This is a genomic window from Micromonospora sp. NBC_01412, from assembly GCF_045040215.1.
In the GTDB taxonomy this organism is placed as follows: Bacteria; Actinomycetota; Actinomycetes; order Mycobacteriales; family Micromonosporaceae; genus Micromonospora; species Micromonospora rubida.
The window spans coordinates 2,476,862-2,498,599 of the sequence record NZ_CP109528.1 but is presented as its reverse complement, the minus strand read 5'-3'; the positions used below and the strand labels follow the sequence as shown (position 1 = coordinate 2,498,599).

Annotated in this window: 19 protein-coding genes, 2 pseudogenes and 1 riboswitch; of the genes and pseudogenes, 11 read left to right on the top strand and 10 right to left on the bottom strand. The window is 74.1% G+C overall.

Annotated elements, in window-relative coordinates:
- The first annotated feature begins 15 nt into the window (after positions 1–15).
- Positions 16–1,884, top strand: coding sequence for a glycerol-3-phosphate dehydrogenase/oxidase (locus tag OG617_RS11385; protein ID WP_405101100.1), 1,869 nt, complete (start codon positions 16–18; stop codon positions 1,882–1,884).
- A 24-nt stretch (positions 1,885–1,908) separates the two neighbouring features.
- Here OG617_RS11385 and OG617_RS11380 read toward each other — a convergent pair whose 3' ends face one another.
- Entirely contained in the window at positions 1,909–3,309 is a 1,401-nt protein-coding gene (locus OG617_RS11380; protein WP_405101098.1) for an FAD-binding oxidoreductase, read from the bottom strand.
- A 35-nt stretch (positions 3,310–3,344) separates the two neighbouring features.
- On the opposite strand from OG617_RS11380, the gene OG617_RS11375 reads away from it, so the two are divergent.
- A complete protein-coding gene (locus OG617_RS11375; RefSeq protein WP_405101096.1) occupies positions 3,345–3,617 on the top strand; it encodes a DUF4031 domain-containing protein in 273 nt (90 codons plus the stop codon).
- Positions 3,618–3,891: 274 nt separating this feature from the next.
- Here OG617_RS11375 and OG617_RS11370 read toward each other — a convergent pair whose 3' ends face one another.
- Entirely contained in the window at positions 3,892–4,554 is a 663-nt protein-coding gene (locus OG617_RS11370; RefSeq protein WP_405101094.1) for a metal-dependent phosphohydrolase, read from the bottom strand.
- A gap of 66 nt (positions 4,555–4,620) precedes the next feature.
- On the opposite strand from OG617_RS11370, the gene OG617_RS11365 reads away from it, so the two are divergent.
- Positions 4,621–5,880 carry an FUSC family protein gene (locus tag OG617_RS11365; RefSeq protein WP_405103630.1) on the top strand — a complete coding sequence of 420 codons (1,260 nt, stop codon included), beginning with the start codon at positions 4,621–4,623 and terminating at the stop codon, positions 5,878–5,880.
- Positions 5,881–5,887: 7 nt separating this feature from the next.
- Here the strand turns inward: OG617_RS11365 and OG617_RS11360 are convergent, their stop codons facing one another.
- Positions 5,888–7,159, bottom strand: a complete 1,272-nt coding sequence (locus tag OG617_RS11360) for an aminotransferase class V-fold PLP-dependent enzyme (RefSeq protein ID WP_405101092.1) — start codon at positions 7,157–7,159, stop codon at positions 5,888–5,890.
- A gap of 47 nt (positions 7,160–7,206) precedes the next feature.
- Positions 7,207–7,326: riboswitch (SAM riboswitch) on the bottom strand.
- 24 nt (positions 7,327–7,350) lie between these two features.
- Here OG617_RS11360 and OG617_RS11355 point away from each other — a divergent pair.
- Complete coding sequence (locus OG617_RS11355) at positions 7,351–8,856, top strand: PrsW family intramembrane metalloprotease (RefSeq protein WP_405101090.1); 1,506 nt, start codon at positions 7,351–7,353, stop codon at positions 8,854–8,856.
- 18 nt (positions 8,857–8,874) lie between these two features.
- Here the strand turns inward: OG617_RS11355 and OG617_RS11350 are convergent, their stop codons facing one another.
- Positions 8,875–9,042, bottom strand: coding sequence for a hypothetical protein (locus OG617_RS11350; protein WP_405101088.1), 168 nt, complete (start codon positions 9,040–9,042; stop codon positions 8,875–8,877).
- A gap of 138 nt (positions 9,043–9,180) precedes the next feature.
- Positions 9,181–9,528: a GroES family chaperonin gene (locus OG617_RS11345; protein WP_396677497.1), complete on the bottom strand. Its 348-nt coding sequence runs from the start codon at positions 9,526–9,528 to the stop codon at positions 9,181–9,183.
- 141 nt (positions 9,529–9,669) lie between these two features.
- On the opposite strand from OG617_RS11345, the gene OG617_RS11340 reads away from it, so the two are divergent.
- Positions 9,670–11,028 (top strand): AI-2E family transporter, encoded by a 1,359-nt coding sequence (locus OG617_RS11340; protein WP_405101085.1) that lies wholly within the window; start codon positions 9,670–9,672, stop codon positions 11,026–11,028.
- A gap of 95 nt (positions 11,029–11,123) precedes the next feature.
- Here the strand turns inward: OG617_RS11340 and OG617_RS11335 are convergent.
- Positions 11,124–11,810: pseudogene (locus OG617_RS11335) on the bottom strand (ATP-dependent DNA helicase); the annotation flags it as partial.
- A gap of 123 nt (positions 11,811–11,933) precedes the next feature.
- A pseudogene (locus OG617_RS11330) lies at positions 11,934–13,286 on the bottom strand (ATP-dependent DNA helicase); the annotation flags it as partial.
- 137 nt (positions 13,287–13,423) lie between these two features.
- On the opposite strand from OG617_RS11330, the gene OG617_RS11325 reads away from it, so the two are divergent.
- Positions 13,424–13,930 (top strand): DUF402 domain-containing protein, encoded by a 507-nt coding sequence (locus OG617_RS11325; protein WP_405101083.1) that lies wholly within the window; start codon positions 13,424–13,426, stop codon positions 13,928–13,930.
- Positions 13,931–13,951: 21 nt separating this feature from the next.
- On the opposite strand, the gene sigJ is transcribed toward OG617_RS11325, so the two are convergent.
- Positions 13,952–14,917, bottom strand: coding sequence for an RNA polymerase sigma factor SigJ (gene sigJ / locus OG617_RS11320; RefSeq protein WP_405101081.1), 966 nt, complete (start codon positions 14,915–14,917; stop codon positions 13,952–13,954).
- A 122-nt stretch (positions 14,918–15,039) separates the two neighbouring features.
- Between sigJ and OG617_RS11315 the strand changes: the two genes are divergently transcribed.
- The 3 genes from OG617_RS11315 to OG617_RS11305 all read left to right on the top strand — a co-directional run bounded on the left by OG617_RS11315 (position 15,040) and on the right by OG617_RS11305 (position 17,789).
- Positions 15,040–15,996 carry a PPK2 family polyphosphate kinase gene (locus OG617_RS11315; protein ID WP_405103628.1) on the top strand — a complete coding sequence of 319 codons (957 nt, stop codon included), beginning with the start codon at positions 15,040–15,042 and terminating at the stop codon, positions 15,994–15,996.
- A gap of 154 nt (positions 15,997–16,150) precedes the next feature.
- The gene (locus OG617_RS11310) at positions 16,151–16,777 is read left to right on the top strand and encodes a DUF47 domain-containing protein (protein WP_161686268.1); all 627 of its coding nucleotides are present in this window, start codon (positions 16,151–16,153) and stop codon (positions 16,775–16,777) included.
- A 4-nt stretch (positions 16,778–16,781) separates the two neighbouring features.
- The gene (locus OG617_RS11305; RefSeq protein ID WP_405101079.1) at positions 16,782–17,789 is read left to right on the top strand and encodes an anion permease; all 1,008 of its coding nucleotides are present in this window, start codon (positions 16,782–16,784) and stop codon (positions 17,787–17,789) included.
- 50 nt (positions 17,790–17,839) lie between these two features.
- On the opposite strand, the gene OG617_RS11300 is transcribed toward OG617_RS11305, so the two are convergent.
- The gene (locus OG617_RS11300) at positions 17,840–18,808 is read right to left on the bottom strand and encodes a Gfo/Idh/MocA family protein (RefSeq protein ID WP_405101077.1); all 969 of its coding nucleotides are present in this window, start codon (positions 18,806–18,808) and stop codon (positions 17,840–17,842) included.
- A gap of 81 nt (positions 18,809–18,889) precedes the next feature.
- Between OG617_RS11300 and OG617_RS11295 the strand changes: the two genes are divergently transcribed.
- On the top strand, positions 18,890–19,723 hold the full coding sequence (locus tag OG617_RS11295; protein WP_405101075.1) for an NUDIX hydrolase: 834 nt from the start codon (positions 18,890–18,892) through the stop codon (positions 19,721–19,723).
- A gap of 77 nt (positions 19,724–19,800) precedes the next feature.
- The gene (locus OG617_RS11290; protein WP_405101073.1) at positions 19,801–20,256 is read left to right on the top strand and encodes a MarR family transcriptional regulator; all 456 of its coding nucleotides are present in this window, start codon (positions 19,801–19,803) and stop codon (positions 20,254–20,256) included.
- 700 nt (positions 20,257–20,956) lie between these two features.
- Here the strand turns inward: OG617_RS11290 and pstB are convergent.
- Positions 20,957–21,733, bottom strand: a complete 777-nt coding sequence (gene pstB / locus OG617_RS11285) for a phosphate ABC transporter ATP-binding protein PstB (protein ID WP_396677481.1) — start codon at positions 21,731–21,733, stop codon at positions 20,957–20,959.
- Positions 21,734–21,738: the final 5 nt, after the last annotated feature.

The window sequence follows — 21,738 nt, the reverse complement described above, 5'->3', positions numbered from 1 at the left end:
CGGTGTGATCACGACATGCCGCCGGACCGCCGGGGCGGCTACCGTGGACGGGTGCGTGACCCCAACGTCTCCCGAATCGTCGCCGGTCAGCTCTCCCCGGCCCGCCGCGCCACCGACCTGCGCCGGCTGCGCGCCGAGCGGTTCGACGTCCTGGTCATCGGTGGTGGTGTCACCGGGGCCGGTGCGGCGCTGGACGCCGCCTCCCGAGGGCTGAAGGTGGCCCTGGTGGAGGCGCGGGACTACGCGGCCGGCACCTCCAGCCGGTCCAGCAAGCTGATCCACGGCGGCCTGCGCTACCTGGAGCAGTTGGAGTTCCACCTGGTCCACGAGGCGCTCACCGAGCGGGGGCTGCTCGCCACCCGGCTCGCCCCGCACCTGGTCCGGCCGGTGCCGATCCTGATCCCGCTGCCCGCCGGCCGGGGCGCACGGGACGTGCCGGCCCGCACCTTCCGCCGGTCCTACTACGGCCTCGGGGTGGCCGCGTACGACGCGTTCGCCGGGCTCTTCGGGGGCGGCCGGGGGATGCCGCTGCACCGGCACCTGACCCGGGAGGGGGCGCGGCGGATCTTCCCGAGCCTGCGCGCCGACGCCCTGGCCGGGGCGATCCGCTACTACGACGGGCAGGTCGACGACGCCCGGCTGGTGGTCACCCTGGCCCGCACCGCGGCCAGCCTCGGCGCGACCGTGGTCAGCAGCACCCGCGCGGTCGGCCTGATCCGGCAGGCCCGCGAGGTGACCGGCGTCCGGGTCCGTGACCTGGAGGCCCCACCCGGCTCGCCCGACGCCGAGTTCGAGGTGCACGCCCGCACGGTGATCGCCGCCACCGGCGTGTGGAGCGACGACATGTCCCGGATGCTCAACGACGTCGGGCTGCGCCCCGGCTTCCGGGTCCGGGCGTCCAAGGGGGTGCACCTCGTGGTGCCCCGCTCGGCGATCACCGGCGAGGCGGGGCTGATCCTGCGTACCGCCACCAGCGTCCTGTTCGTGATCCCCTGGGGTGGGCACTGGATCATCGGCACCACCGACACGGACTGGCAGCTGGACCGGTCCCACCCGGCCGCCTCGGCCCGCGACATCGCGTACCTGCTGGACCAGGTCAACACGGTGCTGGAGCGGCCGCTCACCACCGCCGACATCGAGGGCGTCTACGCCGGGCTGCGCCCGTTGCTGTCCGGCGAGGCCGACTCCACCTCCAAGCTGTCCCGGGAACACGCCGTGATCGAGCCGATGCTCGGGCTGCTGCTGGTCGCGGGGGGAAAGTACACGACGTACCGGGTGATGGCCTCCGACGTGGTGGACCGCGCGGCCCGCCGGCTCGGCGGGGTTCGCCCGTCGCGCACCGCCGACCTGCCGCTGCTCGGCGCCGACGGGTACGCCGCGATGTGGCGGGACCGGGCCGACCTGGCCCGCCGGCACGGGGTGCCGGTCGGGGTGGTCGAGCATCTGCTGGAGCGGTACGGCACCCTGACCCTCGACCTGCTCGCCCTGGTCGACGCCGATCCGCTGCTGGCGTCCCCGCTGGCCGGGGCCCCGGAATATCTCGCGGCCGAGGTGACGTACGCGGCCCGCGCCGAGGGGGCGCTGCACCTGGAGGACGTGCTGACCCGGCGTACCCGGATCTCCTTCGAGACCACCCACCGCGGCCTGGAGTCCGCCGAGCACGCCGCGGAGCTGATGGGCGCGGTGCTGGGCTGGGACGCCGCGACCCAGGCGCGCGAGGTCGAGCACTACCGGGCGCGGGTGGAGGCGGAGCGGCAGTCCCAGCTGATGCCGGACGACGCGACCGCCGACGCGGCCCGGCTCGGCGCCCCGGACGTGCGGGGCTTCGCGGCGGACCGGGGCGCCGACGGCGACCCCGTCGAGCTTCCGTCGTCCCCCCGGTGACCGACCTCCTGCCGCAGGCCGGGCTCAGAGCACCTTGCCGGGGTTGAACAGCCCCTCCGGGTCCAGCGCCGCCTTGATCGCCTGGTGCACCCGGACGCCCACCGGGCCGATCTCCCGGGCCAGCCAGTCCCGCTTGAGCAGCCCCACCCCGTGCTCGCCGGTGCAGGTGCCGCCCAGCTCCAGGCCGAGCCGCATGATCTCGTCGAAGGCCCGCCGGCCCCGGTCCAGGCTGGCCGGGTCGGCGCGGTCGACCACGATGTTCGGGTGCATGTTGCCGTCGCCGGCGTGTCCCACCACGCCGATCGGCACGTCGCACTCCTCGGCGATCCGGGCCACCCCGTCCAGCAGCGCGGCGAGCGAACCCCGGGGGACGGCCACGTCGTCGATGATCAGCCCCCCGTTCCCGCCCGGGTACGCGTCGGCCGCGAACTTCTCCATCGCCGGGTGGGCCAGCCGGCGGGCCTGGAGCAGCGCCGCCGCCTCCGCCGCGTCGGTGGCCGCGTACACCTCGTCGGCCCCGGCGGCCTCGCACACCTCGGCGATCCGGGCCAGGTCCTCGGCGGCCCGCGACCCGGTGTCCACGGCGGCGAGCAGCAGCGCCTGCGCGTCGGTGCGCAGCCCCATCGGCTGGTACGCCTCGATCGCCGCCAGGTGGGTCCGGTCGAGGAGTTCCAGCAGGCTCGGGGTGAGCCCCTTCGCGGCGATCTCCGCCACCGCCACGCCGGCCTCCGCCGTGGAGTTGTAGACGGCGACGAGGGTGAGCGACGCCTCCGGGGCGGGCCGCAGCGCGACGGTCACCTCGGTGATCACCCCGAGGGTGCCCTCCGAGCCGACGAAGAGCCGGGTCAGGTCGTACCCGGCGACGCCCTTGGCGGTGCGCCGACCGGTGCGCAGCACCTCGCCGGAGGCGAGCACCACCTCAAGGCCGAGCACGTACTCGGTGGTCACGCCGTACTTGACGCAGCACATGCCGCCCGCGTTGGTGGAGACGTTGCCGCCGATGGTCGACGACTCCCACGAGCCGGGGTCCGGCGGGTAGTACAGCCCTTCCCGCCGCACCGCCCCGGCCAGCGTCGCGTTCACCACGCCGGGCTGGGCCACCGCGATCCGGCCCACCGGGTCGATCTCCAGGATCCGGTCCATCGCCACGGTGCTCAGCAGGATCGCGCCGTCCACCGCGTTCGCCGCGCCGGCCAGCCCGGTCCGCGCCCCCTGCGGCACCACCGGTACGCCGTACCGGGCCGCCGCCCGGACCACGCCGACCACCTCGTCGGTGCCGTGCGGGCGGACCACCACCAGCGGCGTCCCGGAGGCGCACAGGTCGGCCTCGTCCCGCTCGTGCATCCGGAGCAGGTCCGGGTCGGTCAGGACGGCATCGTCGCCGAGCACGGCGCGCAGGTCGGCGAGGAGGGGTGAGGCAACCATGCAGCAGAGGCTAACCTCCGGCTAGTTTGGCCACCATGCTGTACCTTGACCGGCCCGCCTGGCCGGCGCGCGGGCGACTCTGGTCGCATCTGATCAGCGACGTCTCGCCCGCCGAGCTGCACGCCTTCGCCGAGACGCTCGGCGCGCCCCGCCGCGCGTTCGACCGCGACCACTACGACATCCCCGCCGAGCGGTACGCCATGGCGGTGCACCTCGGAGCCCGGGTGGTCCCCAGCCGCGAACTGGTCCGCCTCCTGCGCGCGTCCGGCCTCCGCCGCCCCAAACACCTGACCCACCCCACCCCCTAACCCCACCCCACTCCCCCCACCGCCCCACCCCCGCTCGCCCCACCCCGCCCTGCCGTCCCGCCCCCCGCCCCGCCCCCCGTCCTGCCCCGCGATCTTGCACTTGCGGCCCCTGTCTTGCGGCATTTGATGGCATACGTCCGGGCCACAACTGCAAGATCGCGTGGGCGTGGGCGTGGGCGTGGGCGTGGGTGCGGCGGGGCGCGGACGGGGCCGGGGCGCGGGCGCGGGGGCGGGGGCGGGGGCGGGGGCGGGAACGGGGGTGGGGTGGGGTGGGTCAGCAGAGGGTGGTGAGTTCGCGGCGGAGGTTGGCGCGGGCCGGGTGTTCCCAGCGGGCGGCAAGGACGGGCAGCCGGTAGAGGGTGGGCAGGGCCAGCAGGCCGTCGAGCACCCAGGCCCGCCCGACCCGGAACGCCGGCTCCGGCACGTGCGCGTACTCCCGGCGGACGGCGGCGGCGTACCGGTCGTACTCGTCGGGCGGACCGGCCAGCACGGCCAGGTCGGCGTCGCAGAGCAGCGCGCCGTCGCGGTCCCCGGCCATGACCGCATGCCCGGCGGTGAGCAGCACCAGCCGGCGGACCTCCGCCACCGCCCCGGCCGGCACCCCGACCCCGGTCAGCAGCGCGTCGGCGAGGTCGGCGCTGGCCCGCTCGTTGCCGTCCCCGTCGGCGCGCGGGTCGTAGACCGCGTCGTGGCACCAGGCGGCGAGCCGGACCAGGTCGGGGTCGTCGGCCAGCTCGGCGTGCGCGTCGACGACATCGAGGACGGCGGTCAGGTGCCGGACGGTGTGGTAGTGCCGGTGTGGTTCCCGCCAGCGGGCCAGCAGGCCCGCCCCGGCGTCGGTCAGCGCCGATGAGTCCCCGGCCCCGGCGCCCCGGGCCGCCGCCCGCCATCGACCGATCAGTTCCGCCGCGCTCCGGAGGCCGTCCGAGTCCGTCATTCGACCGAGTCTGCCGGAGTGGGCGAGGATTCACCGCCCTCACGGCGGGTAGTCCCCGCCATGGCCGTGGCCCGGGATCTCCGATCGTCGCTGCTACGGCGTGCCGGCCTGCACGACGGCGTGGCCGACATCGACTCGGCGCGGGTCACGGCGGCGATGGAGGAGCTGCGCCGTCGCAGCAGAGCCACCCTGCACGATCGGCTGCACCGGGTCCGGATGGCGCTGGGGCTGGCCGTGCAGGCCGGGCTGGCCGCCACGCTGGCCTGGGTCGTCTCCCACCACCTGCTGGGCAACCCGCAGCCGGTCTTCGCGCCGATCTCGGCGGTCGGCGCCCTGGCCGCGTCGGTCGGCCAGCGGCTGCGCCGGACCATCGAGCTGATCGTCGGGGTGGGGGTCGGGGTGTTCCTCGGTGACCTGCTGATCTACCTCGTCGGCACCGGGGGCTGGCAGCTCGGGCTGGTGGTGACGGCGTCCATCGTGCTGACCCTCTTCTTCGGCGGGAGCGTGTCGGTCGTCATCCAGGCCGCCGCCACCGCCGTGCTGATCGTCACGCTCAGCCCATCCACCGAGGACCTGGAGATACCGCGCTTCATCGACGCCTTCATCGGTGGCGGGATCGCGCTGGTGGTGACGGCGGTCCTGTTTCCGCTGAACCCGCTGCGGGTTCTCAACCGGGCCGCCCGGCCCGCGCTGGACCTGCTCGCCGGCCAGCTCGACGCCACCGCCGAGGCGCTGCGCAAACGGGACCGGAACAGCGCCCAGCGGGCCCTGGAACGGCTCCGTGAGAACAAGGAGGAGCTGAGCACCCTCATCGAGGCGATCGAGGGCGCGAAGGAGACCAGCATCCTCTCCCCGGCCCGTTGGCGCCGGCGCAGCGAGTTGACCCACTACGCCGAGGCGGCCGACCCGATCGACCGCGCGATGCGCAACACCGGGACCCTGATCCGGCGTTCCGTGACGATGATCGAGGACGAGGAGCCGGTGCCGGAGCCGATGCCGGACGCGGTGGCCCACCTCGCCGAGGCCGTCCGGCTGCTCTGCCACGAGTTCGCCGTCGGGGCGGAACCGGAGAAGGCCCGGGAGCGGTCCCTGCGCGCGGTCAGCGAGGCCGGCCGGGCGTACGCGCAGGGGGTCGGGTTCTCCGGCAGTGTGGTGATCGCGCAGGTGCGCACCACCGCCAGCGACCTGCTGGTCACCTCCGGCATCGACCAGGAGGAGGCCAACCGGCTGGTCCGGCAGTCCTTCGGCGAGCAGGAGAAGTCGAGCGTCTGCCCGGCCGAGAGCACCCCCGCCCCGAAGCCGCCCACGGCCCCGCCGCTGGGCTGAGGCGCGCTCAGCCCAGCTCGGCGAGGGCGGTGAGCAGGCTCTCGACGTGCTCCGGCGTGCTGCCCAGGCCGATGCTGGCCCGCAGAGCGGTCGGCGGCAGGTCCGGGTGCCCACTGCGCGCGGCGGCCTCGTTGAGCAGCCGACGGGCCAGCGGGTGGGCGCAGAACAGCCCGTCGCGGACCCCGATGCCGTGCCGGGCGGCCAGCTCCGCGGCGACCTCGGTCGAGTCCCGGCCGGCCAGCACGAACGAGGCGATGCCCACCCGGGGGGCGTCCGGGCCGAAGGCGCGCAGCTCCACCACGTGCGGCAGGGCGGCCAGCCCGTCCCTCAGCCGGGCCAGCAGCGCCTGCTCGCGGGCGTGCAGCGCGACCCGGTCCGCCCCGTCCAGCGCCGCGCACACCGAGGCGAGGGCGACCGCGCCGAGCAGGTTGGGGGTGCCGGCCTCGTGCCGGGCCGGGCCGGTGGCCCAGCGCACGTCGTGGGTGGCGGCCCCGACGTGACTGGTGGCGCCCCCGCCGGCCAGGTACGGCGGGGCCGCGTCCAGCCAGTCGCCCCGGCCGAGCAACACCCCCGCCCCGAACGGCGCGTACAGCTTGTGCCCGGAGACGGCCAGGTAGTCCACGTCCAGCGCGGCCACGTCGACCGGGGCGTGCGGGGCGAGTTGGGCGGCGTCCACCGCGATCCGGGCGCCGTGCCGGCGGGCCACCCAAGCCAGCTCGGCCACCGGCCAGCGTTCCCCGGTCACGTTGCTCGCCCCGGTCACCGCCACCAGCACCGGCGGGCGGGCGGTGGCGCCCCGGCGCAGCTCGGTCAGCGCCGCGTCCAGCGCCCGGATCGCCTCGGCGGGGCCGGCCGGCACCGGCAGCCGCACCGAGGCGCGCGGCCAGGGCAGCAGGTTGGCGTGGTGCTCCCCGGCGAACGTCACCACCGTGGTCCCGGCGGGCAGGGTCCGGGCCAGCAGGTTCAGCGCGTCGGTGGTGTTGCGGGTGAACACCACGTGGTCGCCGGCGCGGGCGCCGAAGAAGTCGCCGACCGTCTGCCGGGCCCGCTCGTACGCCAGCGTGCAGCGCCGCGACAGCGCGCCGGCGCCGCGATGCACGCTGGCGTACCAGGGGAGCAGCTCGGCCACCGCGTCGGCCGCGGCCCGCGCGCACGGCGCGCTGGCCGCGTAGTCCAGGTTGATCTGGCCCGGCACGCCGAGCACGTCGAGCGGCCGCGACGACGCCGGCACGGTCCACGCGGGCGGCGGCGTGAGCGAGGGTACGAGGGTGACGGTCATGGCCCGACCTCCGGGTCCGGGGACCCCAGGTGACACCACCGGGACGGGGTCCGCGCTTGCCCAGCGCCGGACGGGGCTGGGCCCGGTCATCACCCGGGGCACCCCACCGCGAACTCGACGAGGGTTGCCGGCCAGCAAGCCGGGGCTTGACGCTGGCGCTCGTGACCTGACGACAGGATAACGGTCGACCGATGCGGCCGGAACGGTCGGCGGGGGATGACTACGCTGATGTAATGGCCGACACCCCGCCCGGCGGCGCCGCGTCGCCGTGGACCCCGCACGATCTCCCTCCACAGCCCGGTGGGGCCGCCCTCCGGATGCCGCAGCGCCGGCCGAGCTGGCTGCGGATCCTGGTGGTGGTCCTGGTGGTGGCCGTGGCGGTGCTGTTGATCGCGGCGTGCGCGGTCTACATGCTCTACACGCTCGGCTCCAACCTGGGGCCGCAGGCGCTGCTGATCGGCGTGATCGCCGCGATCCTGCCGGTGCCGGTGCTGGTTTCCTGCTTCCTGTGGCTGGACCGGTACGAGCCGGAGCCGTTGCAGTATCTGATCTTCTGCTTCGCCTGGGGCGCGTTCGTCTCCACGGCCGCCTCGCTGACCGTCAACGAGTTCTTCTCCGTCCGGTTCGCCGACTGGGGGCTGCCCGACGCGTTGACCGCAGTGCTGGTCGCCCCGTTCATCGAGGAGCTGACCAAGGCGCTCGGCCCGATCCTGCTGCTGATCTTCCGCCGCCGGGAATGGTCCGGCATCACCGACGGCCTGGTCTACTGCGGGCTGTCGGCGGTCGGCTTCGCCATGGTGGAGAACATCCTCTACCTGGGCGGTTACGGCTACGCCTCCGGCGTCGAGGAGTACGGTCCGGCGACCGGGGCGCAGCAGGTCATCGCGATCTTCATCGTCCGGATCCTGCTGTTCGGCTTCGCCCACCCGCTGTTCACCTCGATGACCGGCGTGGGCCTCGGCATCGCCGCCCGGACCGCCGACCGTCGGGTGCGCTTCCTCGCCCCGGTCGCGGGCCTGCTGCTGGCGATGATGCTGCACGGCACCTGGAATTTGCTGCCGTCGCTGGCCCAGGCCACTGGGCAGGCGATGGTCGCCCTGTACGGCTACCTCGGGGTGATGGTGCCGATCTTCTTCGGCATGGTCGGGTTGGCGGTCTGGCTGCGTGGCTGGGAGGGGCGGCTGACCGAGCGCACCCTGCCCGACTACGTGCGGGCCGGGTGGCTGACCCCGCCGGAGGTGGCGGCGCTGGGCAGCCTGGGCCGGCGGCACGCCGCCCGGACCTGGGCCCGGCGGGTGGCCGGCGACCCGGGGCTCAAGGCGATGCGCGGGTACCAGTTCTCCGCCACCAGGCTGGCGCTGCTGCGCGACGGGATGCACCGAGGGCTCGATCGCAGGCCCGCCGACCGGGAACGGACCGCGTGGGAGGAACGGGAACTGCTGGGCGCGATCACCGCGTACCGGTCCTTCTTCGTCGGCCGGGACCCGCAGGTGCCGGTCGGGAGCTGGGACGGTCACCGCTACCACCTGCGGTTCCCCGACGGGTCGCAGCGGCCGGTCGACGCCCCGGACGAGCCGGTGGTGCCGATCCCGGTGGTGCTCGCCCCGCCGCCGCCCCCGGCCCACCCGGGGCCTTACGGCCCGCCCGGCTGGTACGGCCCCCGCCCGGCCGCCCCCTGGCCGCCGGGCACCGCCTGACGGGGGTGGGCCGACCGGTCAGGTCATCACGCCGGTGAGGAAGTCACCGATGCCCACGGCCATCGCCATCAGGCCCGCCCCGATCGCCTTGCACATCTGCGCCGCGCTGTCCGGCCGGAACGCCACGAAGTAGATCAGGAACGCGACGCTTCCCCAGAGGAACACCTTCTTCACGAATACCGGCACGATCCCTCCCCAGGGCGCTGGACGTGCCTGGCTTCCCGTCGTCGGCAGCCGCAAACGACGCGCCGCCGACCGGGGGTGGACGACGGCGAGAAGCCGGGACGGACCCGGGGAGGAGTGCGGAAGGGTCTACCGGGGGCGTTACAGGTAAAGGCCGGTGGAGCCGTTCGCCTCCGACTCGATCCGCTCGGCGGCGACGGCGTGGACGTCCCGCTCGCGCAGCAGGACGTATCCCCGGCCGTGCAGCTCGACCTCGGAGCGGTCGTCGGGGTCGAAGAGCACCCGGTCGCCGGAGACGATCGAGCGGACGTGCGGCCCCACGCCCACGGCGGTCGCCCAGGCCAGTCGCTTGCCCACAGCGGCGGTCGCCGGGATCACGATGCCGGCGGTGGAACGGCGCTCACCCTCGCTGCCGTCCACCTTCACCAGCACGCGGTCGTGCAGCAGACGGATCGGCAGGCCGGAGTCGAGGTTCTGGTCGACGGTCACGCCGGAACGGTACCGCGTCCGGCCGAGCCGTCCCGCTGGTGGTTACGCGGATGCGGGCCGGGGCAATGTGTGGCGGAACCGCCCTAGGCTGGGGCGACGGACGTATCCTGTCCCCCCTGTCCTGCGGGCAGGTCGATTCTGATGCGGGAGGTGCGCTTGAGCCGCTTCGAGCGGGTACGCGGACGGCTCCGCCGCGCGTACGAGTCGGGCCGGGAGTCGGTGCGGCGGGCCCGCGCCGACCCGACCGGCCGGGCCGGCGGGCCGGCGGGCATCGCGGCGACGGCCGGCGTCGACTCTTCCGGCGAGGCCGGGGTGGCTTCCCCCACTTCGCCGGGCCCGGCCGCCCCGCCGTCGGCGACGGTGGTCGGGGCTGAGCCGCCCGCCGCGTTGCACAACTCCACCGCCAGCCGCGACGACGCCGACGTGCCGCACGGCCTGCGGATCGCCGCCGCCTGGTCGTGGCGGCTGATCGTCATCGGTGTGGTGTTCTGGGCGCTGCTGAAGATCGTCGCCACCATCAGCATCGTGATCATCCCGCTGGCCATCGCGATGCTGCTCTCGGCGCTGCTCGCGCCGGCCGTCGGCTGGCTGCTGCGGGCGCGGCTGCCCCGCTCGCTGGCCACGGCGGTGGTGCTGGTCGGCGGCCTGGCCGCCGTCATCGGCACGCTGACGCTGGTGGTGAACGAGTTCATCAAGGGCGTGCCGGAGCTGAGCAAGAAGTCGTCCGAGGGCGTCCGGCAGATCCAGGACTGGCTCAAGACCGGCCCGCTGCACCTGTCCGACAGCCAGCTCACCCGGTACATCGACGAGGCGCAGGCCTGGATCAACAACAACACCGAGAAGTTCACCAGCGGGGCCGTCTCCACCGCGGCGACCCTGGCCGAGGTGCTGACCGGCATAGTGCTGGTGCTCTTCGCCACCTTCTTCTTCCTGCGCGACGGCAGCCGGATCTGGCGCTTCCTGGTCCGGCTGCTGCCGGTGGCCGCCCGGTGGAAGGTCGACGACGCCGGCCGGGCGTCCTGGGAGACCCTGGGCGCCTACGTCCGGGCCACCGTGCTGGTCGCGTTCATCGACGCCGTGGGCATCGGTGCCTTCCTGGTCGCCTTCGACATCCCGTTCGCGTTCCCGCTGGCCGCGCTGGTCTTCCTCGGGGCGTTCATCCCGATCGTCGGGGCGGCGCTCTCCGGCGTCGTCGCGGTGCTGGTCGCGCTGGTCGACAGCGGCCCGGTCACCGCGTTGATCATCCTGGGCGTGGTGGTCGGTGTGCAGCAGGTCGAGGGCCACATCCTCCAGCCGCTGATCATGGGCCGGGCGGTGGCCATCCACCCGCTCGGGGTGATCATCGGCATCGCGGCGGGCGTGGTGCTCGCCGGGATCACCGGGGCGCTGGTCTCGGTGCCGCTGATCGCGGTGCTCAACACGGCGGTCCGCCGGCTCGCCGCGCGTACCGTGCCGGACACCCCGCCGGACGCAGTGGTGGTCGCCGCGAAGGCGCCCTGACCGTCCCGTCGAGCCACCGGGCCCGTCCCCGCCGCCACGCGGGGATGGGCCCGTCTCTCGTCGGGCCGTGCGTCAGGGCCGGCTGGGCGCCTGCGTCAGGGCCGGCCGAGGCGTTCCAGAGCGCCCCGGGCGACCTCCGGGCGGGTGGTGTACCAGAACGGAGGCAGGGAGCGGCGCAGGAACGGGCCGTAGCCGCGAGCCGTCTCCAGCCGCGAGTCGAGCACCGCGACCACGCCCCGGTCCCCGGTGGCCCGGATCAGCCGGCCCACCCCCTGGGCCAGCCGGACGGCGGCGATCGGCACGCTCACCGCGGCGAAGCCGGAGCCGCCGCCCGCGTCCACGGCGGCGGCGCGGGCCGCCGCGAGCGGCTCGTCCGGGCGGGGGAAGGGCAGCCGGTCGATCACCACGAGCTGGCAGGCGTCGCCCGGCACGTCCACGCCCTGCCACAGCGACATCACCCCGAACAGGCAGCTCGACCGCTCCTCGCGGAACCTCCGGACCAGCAGCGGCAGCGACTCCTCGCCCTGGAGCAGCACCGGCAGGTCGGTCCGCGCCCGCAGCAACTCCGCCGCCTGCTGCGCGGCCCGCCGCGAGGAGAAGAGCCCGAGGGTACGCCCACCCAGCGCGCCGACCAGCGCCAGCAGCTCCTCGCCGGCCGCCTCGGGCAGCCCGGAGACGCTGGGGCGGGGCAGGTGTGCGGCGACGTACAGGATGCCCTGCCGGGCGTAGTCGAAGGGCGAGCCGACGTCGAGCGACCGCCAGCCCGGCCCCTCGGTGGCCGGGACGGTGCCGGTGGTGGGCCGGCTGCCCGGCGCGGCGGCGACCGGGGCGGCACCGGGCGGGGCGTCACCGCGGGCCGTGGCGACGGCCAGCGCGGCGGCGGCCGGGGACGGTGGGGTGGGCGGCGGCGCGTCCAACCCCAGCGCCCGGGCCACCGTGTCGAACCGGCCGCCCAGCGCCAGGGTCGCCGAGGTGGCGACGACGGTGCGCTCGTCGTAGAGGTGGGTGGCAAGGGTGCCGGCGACCGAGAGCGGGGCCACCACCAGCGCCCGGCGGCTGCCGTTGTCCGACTTCTCCACCCAGGCCACGTCGTGCTCGGCCTCCTCCAGCAGCCGCTGGGTGGTGGCGGACAGCTCGTCCAGCACCGCCTTGGCCTGCTGCTTGCGCACCGGGTCCGGGTCGTCGGACTTGACCTCGCCGATCGTGTCCAGGGCGGCCCGGGTGGCCGCGTCGAGCAGCGTGCACGCCTCGCGCAGCGGCCCCGGCAGCCCGGCGGTGAGCCGGCCCGCCGGCACCTCGGCCAGCCCGGCGGCGAGGGCGCCGCCGGCCTCGGCGAGCCGCTCGGCGACCTCCGGGCGCAGCAGCGGGCGGGCCCGCCGGACGGACCGTTCGATCAGCTCCGGCACCAGCTCGGCCTGGGCGGCGGAGGAGACCCGGTCGGCCAGCTCGTGCGCCTCGTCCACGATGAGCAGCTTGTGCGGTGGCACGATGTGCCGCCCGGCGAGCATGTCGACGGCGAGCAGGCTGTGGTTGGTGACCACCACGTCGGCCTCGCGGGCCCGGGCCCGGGACGCCTCGGCGAAACACTCCGCGCCGAACGGGCAGCGCGATGCCCCGACGCACTCCCGGGCCGGCATGGACACCAGCCGCCACGCCTGGTCGTCGACGCCCGGGTCCAGCTCGTCGCGGTCGCCGGTGTCGGTCTCCAGTGCCCAGTCCCGCAGCCGCTGGACCTGCTTGCCCATCCGGCCGGCCTCGCCGAGCCACTTCCCGCCCCCGCCGCCGGCCCGGGGCTCCACGGCGTCGAAGAGGGTGTCCGTCGGCTCGTCCTCGGTCGAGTTGTCCAGCCGGGCCAGGCAGAGGTAGTGGTGCCGCCCCTTGAGTACCGCGAAGGTGGGCCGGCGGCCGAGCAGCGGCTCCACCGCGTCGGCGAGCCGGGGCATGTCGTGCTCGACGAGCTGGGACTGCAACGCCAGGGTCGCGGTGGAGACCACCACCGGGCCGTCCACGGTCAGCGCCGGGGCCAGGTATGCCAGCGACTTGCCGGTGCCGGTGCCGGCCTGCACGAGCAGGTGCTCGCGGGAGGTCACGCACTCCTCGATCGCGGTGGCCATCTCCTGCTGGCCGGGGCGGGCCGCCCCGCCGGGGACCGCGCCGACCGCCGCGGCGAGCAACTCCCCGGCGCTCGCCCGCTTCCCGCGCCGCCGGGACGCGCTGCGGGGGAGGGCGGAACCGGGAGCGATGCGCGGCGGAGTCACCGTGCGACGGTACCCGCCGCCGCCGACGCCGGGCGCGCCCCGCCCCGCGTGGCGGGGTCACCCTACGGAATCCCACGGGTCGCATCCCGTTATTTCTCCCGCGCGACTGATGGGCGGTATCGACTAGGGTGCGACTCATGCCGAGCGACGTGGTCCGCGTGATCTACCGCAAGTACGACGGCAGCGCCCACCGCGACTACCCGGCCCGTCGGCTGGCCGAGGACGACCTGGGCGTCTGGCTCGGAGTGCCGGCCGGCACCGAGTCGGTCTACCACGGCCGGCCCTCGGTGGAGCGGATCCCCTTCGTGCTGCTGGTGCCGCGGCACGCCTGGTGGACAGGGATGTTCAACCCGCCGCCGCGGACCAGCGAGGTCTACTGCGACATCACCACCCCAGCCCGCTGGGAGGGCGACGACACCGTCCACCTGGTCGATCTCGACCTGGACGTGGTGCGCCGCCGGGGCACCGGGCTGGTCGAGCTGCGCGACGAGGACGAGTTCGCCGAGCACCGGGAGCGCTTCGGCTACCCGGTCGACCTGGTCGCCGAGGCCGAGGCCGCGTCCCGCCGGCTGCTGGTCGCGCTCGGCGACGGCAGCGAGCCGTTCGCGGCGGCGTACCGGAAGTGGCTGGCCCTGGTGGTCTGAGCCCGCCCGCCGGCCGGGGCGTCACCAGCGCGGCGGCCAGTCGGCCTCCGCCCCGATGTCGGGCAGCCGGGTCAGCTTGTCCGGGTTCAGCTGGTTGAAGATGCCGGTGATCCGACCGTCGTGCACGGCGAACGCGGTGACCAGGCGCAGCGTCCGGCCGCTGCTGTGCGGGGTCTCGAACTGCAACCCGAGTGACCCGTCCACGAGCACCGGCCGGGCCCGCACCCGGCCGCCGTAGCGGCCGGCCTGGCCGAACAGGCCCAGGGTGAAGCGGCCCACCGCGTCGGCGCCGGTGACCGGCCGGAGGGCGGCCGGGAAGTGCCCGCCGCCGTCGCCGATCAGCACCACGTCCGGGGCGAGCACCCGGACCAGCTCGGCCAGCTCGCCCGACTGGGTCGCCGCGACGAAGGCGGCGACCACCCGCCGCTGCTCGGCCGGGTCGGCGGTGTGCCGGGGCGCGTCCGACGCGCCGACCGCCCGCCGGGCCCGGGAGGCGAGCTGCCGGGCGGCCACCGCCGTGCCGCCGAGCACCCCGGCGATCTCGTCGAACGGCACCGCGAACACGTCGTGCAGCACGAGGGCGATCCGCTGCTCGGGGCTGAGCCGTTCCAGCACCACGAGCAGGGCGGTGCCGAGCTGGTCGGCGCGGACCGCCCGTTCGGCCGGGTCGGGGGCGAACCCGTCCGGGCCCGGCCCGGGATCATACGGGTCCACCAGCGGCTCGGGCAGCCACTGCCCCGGGTACGTCTCCCGGCGCACCCGGGCCGAGCGGAGCACGTCGAGACAGATCCGCCCGCAGGTGGTGGTCAGCCAGGCCCCCAGGTTCCCCACCTTCGCCCGCTGCGCCGGATCACCGAGCGCACCGGAGCAGCGCAACCAGGTCTCCTGGACCGCGTCCTCAGCCTCGCTCCGGCCGCCCAGCATTCGGTACGCCACGGCCGTCAGCCGCCCCCGCTCCGCCTCGAACTCCGCAACCAGCTCTCCCACGGCTCCCACCTCCCCATCCCACAATTCTCCCCAAGCCCTCGACGCCCCACCCACCCCAAACGTGACCCCACCCCTCGGGCGCTCGCCGGGCGGGAGGGAGCGGGGTGGGCGATGATCCGGGGATGGACGCGTTCGGTGGAGTGGAGGTCGTGGCGCCGGAGGGCGGCACGGTGCGGGAGTTGCTGCGGGTGGGCGGCGGCGCGGTGGACCTGGGGGCGGTCGATCCCCGGTCGACGCCGGGGCTGCCCGCGGCGGCGGGGCGCGGCGGCGCTCGCAAGGAGTGGGCGCGGCAGCAGGTGGCGTTGGTCGGCGTGGGGCTGGGGCGACAGCAGGAGATGCTGTTCGCCGCCGCCAAGGGCGCGGCCGGCCCGGATGCCCCGGCGAGCGCCCCGACGACCGCTGACGCGGGCCTGGAACGGGGTCGCCCCGGGCGGGTGCTGCTGGTGCTCCAGGCCATGGACTGCGGCGGCAAGGACGGCACGATCAAGCGGGTGGCCGGCGCGATGAATCCGCTCGGGCTGCACATCCGCTCGTTCGGCCCGCCCACGGCCGCCGAGCGGCGGCACGACTTCCTGTGGCGGGTCCGGCGTGCCGTGCCGCCGCCCGGGTACGTCGGGATCTTCAACCGCTCGCACTACGAGGACGTGCTGATCGCCCGGGTGGAGTCGCTGGTGCCGGAGGCCACCTGGCGGGCCCGGTACGACAAGATCAACACCTTCGAGCGGGAGCTGGCGGACACCGGGGTGGCCCTGGTGAAGGTGATGCTGCACATCTCGTACGCCGAGCAGGGGGAACGGCTGTCGGAGCGGCTGAGCGATCCGGCCAAGCACTGGAAGTACAACCCGAGCGACCTGGACTCCCGGGCCCGCTGGGACGACTACCAGGCCGCGTACGCCGAGGCCCTGGAGCGGTGCGGCACGGATGCCGCGCCCTGGTACGTGGTGCCCGCCGATCGGAAGTGGTACCGCGACTGGGCGGTGGCCCACCTGCTGCGGGAGACGTTCGGCGACCTGGATCTGGGGTATCCGCCGGCGGACTTCGACGTGGCGGCGGAGCGTAGGCGGTTGTCCTGCGATTGACCGGTCAAGGTGAACGGCAGGTGAACGACCAGTAAATGGCGGCTTGCCGGGGGTGGGCCGAGGAATTCGTGGTTCTGCCGTTTCCTAGCATTCCCACTGCAGGCACCCTCCGGGGCGTCCGCCGCCCTTCCACCGACACGACGAGGTCCAGGCTGTGAAGTTTTCCTTCCGCCCCACCGAGGGCGCCTTCTACGAGCTCTTCACCAGGGCCGCGCAGAACTTGGTGCGGGGCACTGCGCTGTTGAACGAGCTGGCCCTGCCCGGCGTGGACGTGCAGTCGGTGAGCGAGCGGCTCACCGAGGTCGAGCACGACAGCGACCAGATCACCCACGACCTGTACAAGAAGATCAACTCTACCTTCATCACCCCGTTCGACCGCGAGGACATCTACCGCCTGGGCTCGCTGCTCGACGACGTGATGGACCATCTGGAGGCCGTGGGCAACCTGCTCTACCTCTACGGCCTGACCAAGCTGCCGTCGCTCCCGCGTGAGCTGCACGATCTGGTCAACGTGCTAGACCAGCAGGCCAAGCTGACCGCCGAGGCGATGCCCCGGCTGAAGTCGATGAAGGATCTTGAGGACTACTGGATCGAGTGCAACCGGCTGGAGAACGACGGCGACCAGGTGTACCGGATGCTGCTGGTCCGCCTCTTCTCCGGCGAGTATGACGCCCTGACGGTGCTCAAGATGAAGGAGGTCGCCGACGAGTTGGAGGCGGCCTGCGACGCCTTCGAGCACGTGGCGAACACCGTCGAGACCATCGCGGTCAAGGAGTCCTGATCCTGTGAGTCCCGAACTCATCGCCGTGCTGGCGGTGATCGCGGTGGCCCTGCTGTTCGACTACACCAACGGCTTCCACGACGCCGCGAACGCGATCGCGACCAGCATCTCCACCCGCGCCCTCACACCCAGGATCGCGCTCGCCCTCGCCGCGGTCGGCAACTTCGTCGGCGCGCACTTCGGCGCGGGCGTCGCCAAGACCGTGGGCGAGGGCCTGGTCACCCTGCCCACCGGCATCGAGAGCCTGGGGGTCGTCTTCGCCGGGGTGCTCGGCGCGATCGCCTGGAACCTGATCACCTGGTACTTCGGCCTGCCGTCGTCGTCCTCGCACGCGCTGTTCGGCGGCCTCGTCGGGGCGACCCTGCTGGCCACCGGCGGCGTGGTGCAGTGGAGCACCATCGGCGAGAAGGTCATCCTGCCGATGGTGCTCTCGCCGATCATCGGCCTGACCCTGGGCTACCTGCTGATGCTGGCGATCCTCTGGGCCTTCCGCAACGGTCACCCGGGCAAGCTCAACCGGGGCTTCCGCTGGGCGCAGACCGCCTCGGCGGCGGCCATGTCCGTCGGCCACGGCATGCAGGACGCCGCGAAGACCATGGGCATCGTGGTCCTCGCCCTCTACACCGGCGGCTTCCAGAGCGACACGAGCCACATCCCGGGCTGGGTGTTCTGGACCTCGGCGACCATGCTCGCGGCCGGCACGTACACCGGCGGCGCGCGGATCATCCGGACCCTGGGCCGCAAGATCATCGACCTAGGCCCGCCGGAGGGCTTCGCGGCCGAGACGGTGGCCAGCGCGGTGCTCTACTTCAACGCCCTGGTGCTCAAGGCCCCGATCTCCACCACCCACACGATCACCTCGGCGATCATGGGTGTGGGCGCCACCAAGCGGCTCTCCGCCGTGCGCTGGAACGTCGCCGGCAACATCGTGATCGCCTGGATCATCACGTTCCCGGCCGCGGCGCTGATCGCCTGCGTCACGTACCTGCTGGTCCGCCCGCTCTTCGGCTGACAGCCGGGTTCGGAGGGGCTCCCCGCGTCGACGTGGGGAGCCCCTCCGCCTCACTTGTAGCGCACGCCGACCTGTTCCCGGACGGCGTCCAGCAGGGCCATCACCTCAAGGGTGGTCGAGTGCGGGACCAGCGGGCTCTCGGTCAGCCCTGCGGCGAGGCAGCGCTGCACCTCGGCGGCCTCGTACTGGTAGCCGCCGCCGGTCAGGTCGGCGGGGATCGTCTCCGGGTCGGCCCCGGCCCGGTGCAGGGTCGCCGACGGCGGCCGGAAGAACGGGGCGGGCAGGTCGATCCGGCCGGCGGTGCCGGTGATCGAGGCGACCATCGGGGTGGCCCCGATCATGCCGCAGCTCAGCGTCGCCACCGCCCCCGCGTCGTACCCGAACACCATGCCGGTGTTCTCGTCGACCCCCTCGGGGCCGAGCTTCGCCCAGGCCCGGACGTGCTGCGGGACGCCGAGCAGCAGGTGGGCCAGGCTGACCGGGTAGACGCCCAGGTCGAGCAGGGCCCCGCCGCCGAGCGCGCGGGCCCGCATCCGGTGCTCCGGCGCGAACGGCCCGGCCGCCCCGAAGTCCGCCTGCACGCCGGTGACCCGCCCGACCGCCCCCTCGGCGATCAGTTCGACCACCCGCAGGATCAGCGGGTTCGTCCGCATCCACATGGCCTCCATGAGGAAGACCCCTCGGGCACGGGCCGCCTCGACCAGTTCGGTGCTGTCCGCCAGGTCGAGGGTGAACGGCTTCTCCACCAGCACCGCCCGGCCGGCGGCCAGGCAGGTCATGGTCGCCTCGTGGTGCGCGACGTGCGGCGTGGCCACGTAGATCGCGTCCACCTCGTCGTCGGCGGCCAGCTCCGCCCAGGAGCCGTACGCCCGCTCCGCGCCGTGCTTGTCGGCGAACCGCCGCGCGCCCTCCGGCGTCCGCGAGCCGACCGCCACCAGCTCGGCTCCGGGCACCAGCCGGAGGTCCTCGGCGAAGCGGCCGGCGATGTGGCCGGTGGCCAGAATCCCCCAACGTGTCATGCGGCCACGCTAGCCGGGGCCGGTGCGGGCCCCGACGTCCGCCGAACCGGCCCATCCACCCTGCGGGACTACGCTCGGCGCATGACGATCGACAGCGACGGTTTCGCCGCCCCGCCGGCCCTGGTCGAGCACGCCCGCCGCTTCCGCGCCGAGGGCGGCCCGCCGGCGCGGCCCCGGGTCTCGGCCACCGTGCTGCTGCTCCGCCCGGCCGGCGCCGACTTCGAGGTGTACGTCATCCGCCGCGTCGCCGCGATGGTCTTCGGCGGCGTGTACGCCTTCCCCGGCGGCGGGGTGGACCCGTCGGACTCCCAGGCCCACCTCGACTGGGCCGGGCCCGAGCCGGCGGCGTGGGCCGGGCGGCTGGGCGTCGAGCCGGACGCCGCCCAGGCTGTGGTGTGCGCCGCCGCCCGGGAGGTCTTCGAGGAGTCCGGGGTGCTGCTGGCCGGCCCGGACGCCGCGACTGTGGTGGGCGACGTCAGCGGCGACGACTGGGAGGCCGCGCGGCAGGACCTGGAGGCGCGTCGAAGGGGCTTCGCCGACCTGCTGGCCGGCCGAGGGCTCACCCTCCGGTCGGACCTGCTGCTGCCGTGGAGCCGGTGGATCACCCCGGAGTTCGAGCCGCGCCGCTTCGACACGTACTTCTTCGTGGCCCTGCTGCCGCAGGGGCAACGGACCCGGGACGTCTCCGGGGAGGCCGACCACACGATGTGGGTACGCCCGGCGGACGCCCTGGCCCGGGCGGAGGCCGGCGAGCTGACCATGCTGCCGCCGACCCTGGTCACCCTGGCCCAGGTGGCCGCGGCCGGCGACCTCGCCGGGGTGGCCCGCGCGTCCGCGACCCGGGACGCCGCCACCCCGATCACCCCCCGCCTGGACCTCCCGGAGGACGGCGAGCCTCGATTCGTGCTCGGCTGAGCGCCTTGACCTGAAGGCGGCTTCAACTCCTAGCGTGGGCGTGTCGGGTCCGCCAACGGGGGAAATAGGAGTCCACAGTGGACGTCAAGGAGTACAGCCGGGAGGAGCTCGCCGCCCAGCCCATCGGCTGGTGGAGCGGGGAGACCTGCCGTCGGGTGGTGGGGGGACTGCGGGCGGAGTTGGCCGTCGAGCAGCTCACCCAGCCGCACTGGTGGACGCTCAACCACGTGGCCGGTGCCCCCGGCAGCTGGAGCCGGGCGGCGCTCGTCGAGCGGTTGACGCCGTACGACGACCTTGACACGGACTTCGGCGGCGTCTTCGACAACCTGATCGGGCGCGGCTGGATGACCGAGGAAGCCGGAACGTTCACGCTCACCGAGGCGGGCGAGGCCGGCCGGCTGCGGGCCCGCGACCGCACATCCCGGTTCCACGCGCGGGTGCACGCCGGCATCACCCCCGACGAGTACGCCGCCGCGATCGACGTCATGCGCCGGGTGGTCGCCAACCTCGGCGGCAACGGCAACCTGCCCTGACGGCCCCGCCGGAGGACGGGCGCTTTGGGGGCGGCTTCACGAGAAGCAAGCGAGTTGGCGACCTGCGCTGGGGTGCCTGATGGTCGCTTTGGGCAGCTGGGTCGAAAGCGAGGGGCGGGATGATCTCGGCGTCCTGGCTGATCTCACGTTCGGGGCCTTGGCACCGACGAACCCTTAACACGTTCGCGGCCTGCTCAGGCAAGCGTTCTTCCACGTCGACCGCGACCTGCTGGACACCCTCACGCACCCGATGGCGTCGGCCACCAGCCAGGGCGATTGCGAAGTCGGGCGGGAGCGCTTCGATCAGGAGGTCTGGGGGGTCCTGGCGTGGGTGCCGCTCCACGGCGGGTGTGTCTCCCGGTGCCTATGGAGCTGAGTCGAATACGACATCAGCCATGCTCGCCGTGCTCGGCGACCGTAAGCGACGATCCGACGGGGCGGTGGGTGACGCGACGGCGGTGGCCCGACCGGCGGTGATGACGTGGACGACTCAGCTCCATAGGCACCGCCCCACGGCATCGACCGCCCCGCCCGCAGCTCCGCCCCGGGCCACGGGCCCCGGGCCGACCGGCACCGCACCCGCGACAACGCAATGACCCTGGGCCATCAGTGCGGCCGACGACGTGGGAAGCGGCAGGGGCGGCGCGTAGCCGCCACCGTCGGGTAGCGCAGGCGTCGGAGCCAAGTGGTTGGCTCACAGTCAGCCGAAGCGGCCGGTGATGTAGTCCTCGGTCTTCTTTCGGCTCGGGTTGCTGAAGATCTTCTGGGTGTTGTCGTACTCGATGAGGCGGCCCGGGTCGCCGGTCTTCTCGATGGAGAAGAAGGCCGTGCGGTCGGAGACGCGGGCGGCCTGCTGCATGTTGTGCGTGACGATGATGATGGTGAACTTGTCCTTGAGCTGGAACATCAGGTCCTCGATGGCCAGCGTGGAGATCGGGTCCAGCGCCGAGCAGGGCTCGTCCATCAGCACCACCTGCGGCTCGACCGCGATCGTCCGGGCGATGCAGAGCCGCTGCTGCTGACCGCCGGACAGGCCCGCGCCCGGCTTGCCGAGGCGGTCCTTCACCTCGTCCCACAGGTTCGCCGAGCGCAGCGCCCGCTCGGCCGCCTCGTCCAGGACGGACTTCTTGCGTAGCCCGTTGAGCCGCAGGCCGGCCACCACGTTCTCGAAGATGCTCATGGTGGGGAACGGGTTCGGCCGCTGGAAGACCATGCCGATCATCCGGCGCACGGCGGTGACGTCCACGTCGCGGTCGTAGATGTTCTGCCCGTCGATCGTCAGGTCGCCCTCGACCCGGGCCCCCGGCAGCACCTCGTGCATCCGGTTGATCGACCGCAGGAACGTCGACTTGCCGCAGCCGGACGGCCCGATCAGGGCGGTCACCGTCTTCGGCTCGACGGTCAGGTTGATGTCCTCGATCGCCTTGAAGGCGCCGTAGTAGGCGGTGACGTTCGAGGCGTCGATGCGCTTGGCCATGGTGG

What these genes read in the sequence shown, in the direction of transcription:
- OG617_RS11325 (WP_405101083.1), top strand. Translation starts at nt 13,424, where the DNA reads ATGCCGAGCGACGTGGTCCGCGTGATCTACCGCAAGTACGACGGCAGC.
- OG617_RS11300 (WP_405101077.1), bottom strand. Translation starts at nt 18,808, where the DNA reads ATGACACGTTGGGGGATTCTGGCCACCGGCCACATCGCCGGCCGCTTC.
- OG617_RS11380 (WP_405101098.1), bottom strand. Translation starts at nt 3,309, where the DNA reads ATGGTTGCCTCACCCCTCCTCGCCGACCTGCGCGCCGTGCTCGGCGAC.
- OG617_RS11315 (WP_405103628.1), top strand. Translation starts at nt 15,040, where the DNA reads ATGGACGCGTTCGGTGGAGTGGAGGTCGTGGCGCCGGAGGGCGGCACG.
- OG617_RS11360 (WP_405101092.1), bottom strand. Translation starts at nt 7,159, where the DNA reads ATGACCGTCACCCTCGTACCCTCGCTCACGCCGCCGCCCGCGTGGACC.
- OG617_RS11355 (WP_405101090.1), top strand. Translation starts at nt 7,351, where the DNA reads ATGCGGCCGGAACGGTCGGCGGGGGATGACTACGCTGATGTAATGGCC.
- OG617_RS11375 (WP_405101096.1), top strand. Translation starts at nt 3,345, where the DNA reads ATGCTGTACCTTGACCGGCCCGCCTGGCCGGCGCGCGGGCGACTCTGG.
- OG617_RS11385 (WP_405101100.1), top strand. Translation starts at nt 16, where the DNA reads ATGCCGCCGGACCGCCGGGGCGGCTACCGTGGACGGGTGCGTGACCCC.
- OG617_RS11340 (WP_405101085.1), top strand. Translation starts at nt 9,670, where the DNA reads ATGCGGGAGGTGCGCTTGAGCCGCTTCGAGCGGGTACGCGGACGGCTC.
- pstB (WP_396677481.1), bottom strand. Translation starts at nt 21,733, where the DNA reads ATGGCCAAGCGCATCGACGCCTCGAACGTCACCGCCTACTACGGCGCC.
- OG617_RS11370 (WP_405101094.1), bottom strand. Translation starts at nt 4,554, where the DNA reads ATGACGGACTCGGACGGCCTCCGGAGCGCGGCGGAACTGATCGGTCGA.
- OG617_RS11295 (WP_405101075.1), top strand. Translation starts at nt 18,890, where the DNA reads ATGACGATCGACAGCGACGGTTTCGCCGCCCCGCCGGCCCTGGTCGAG.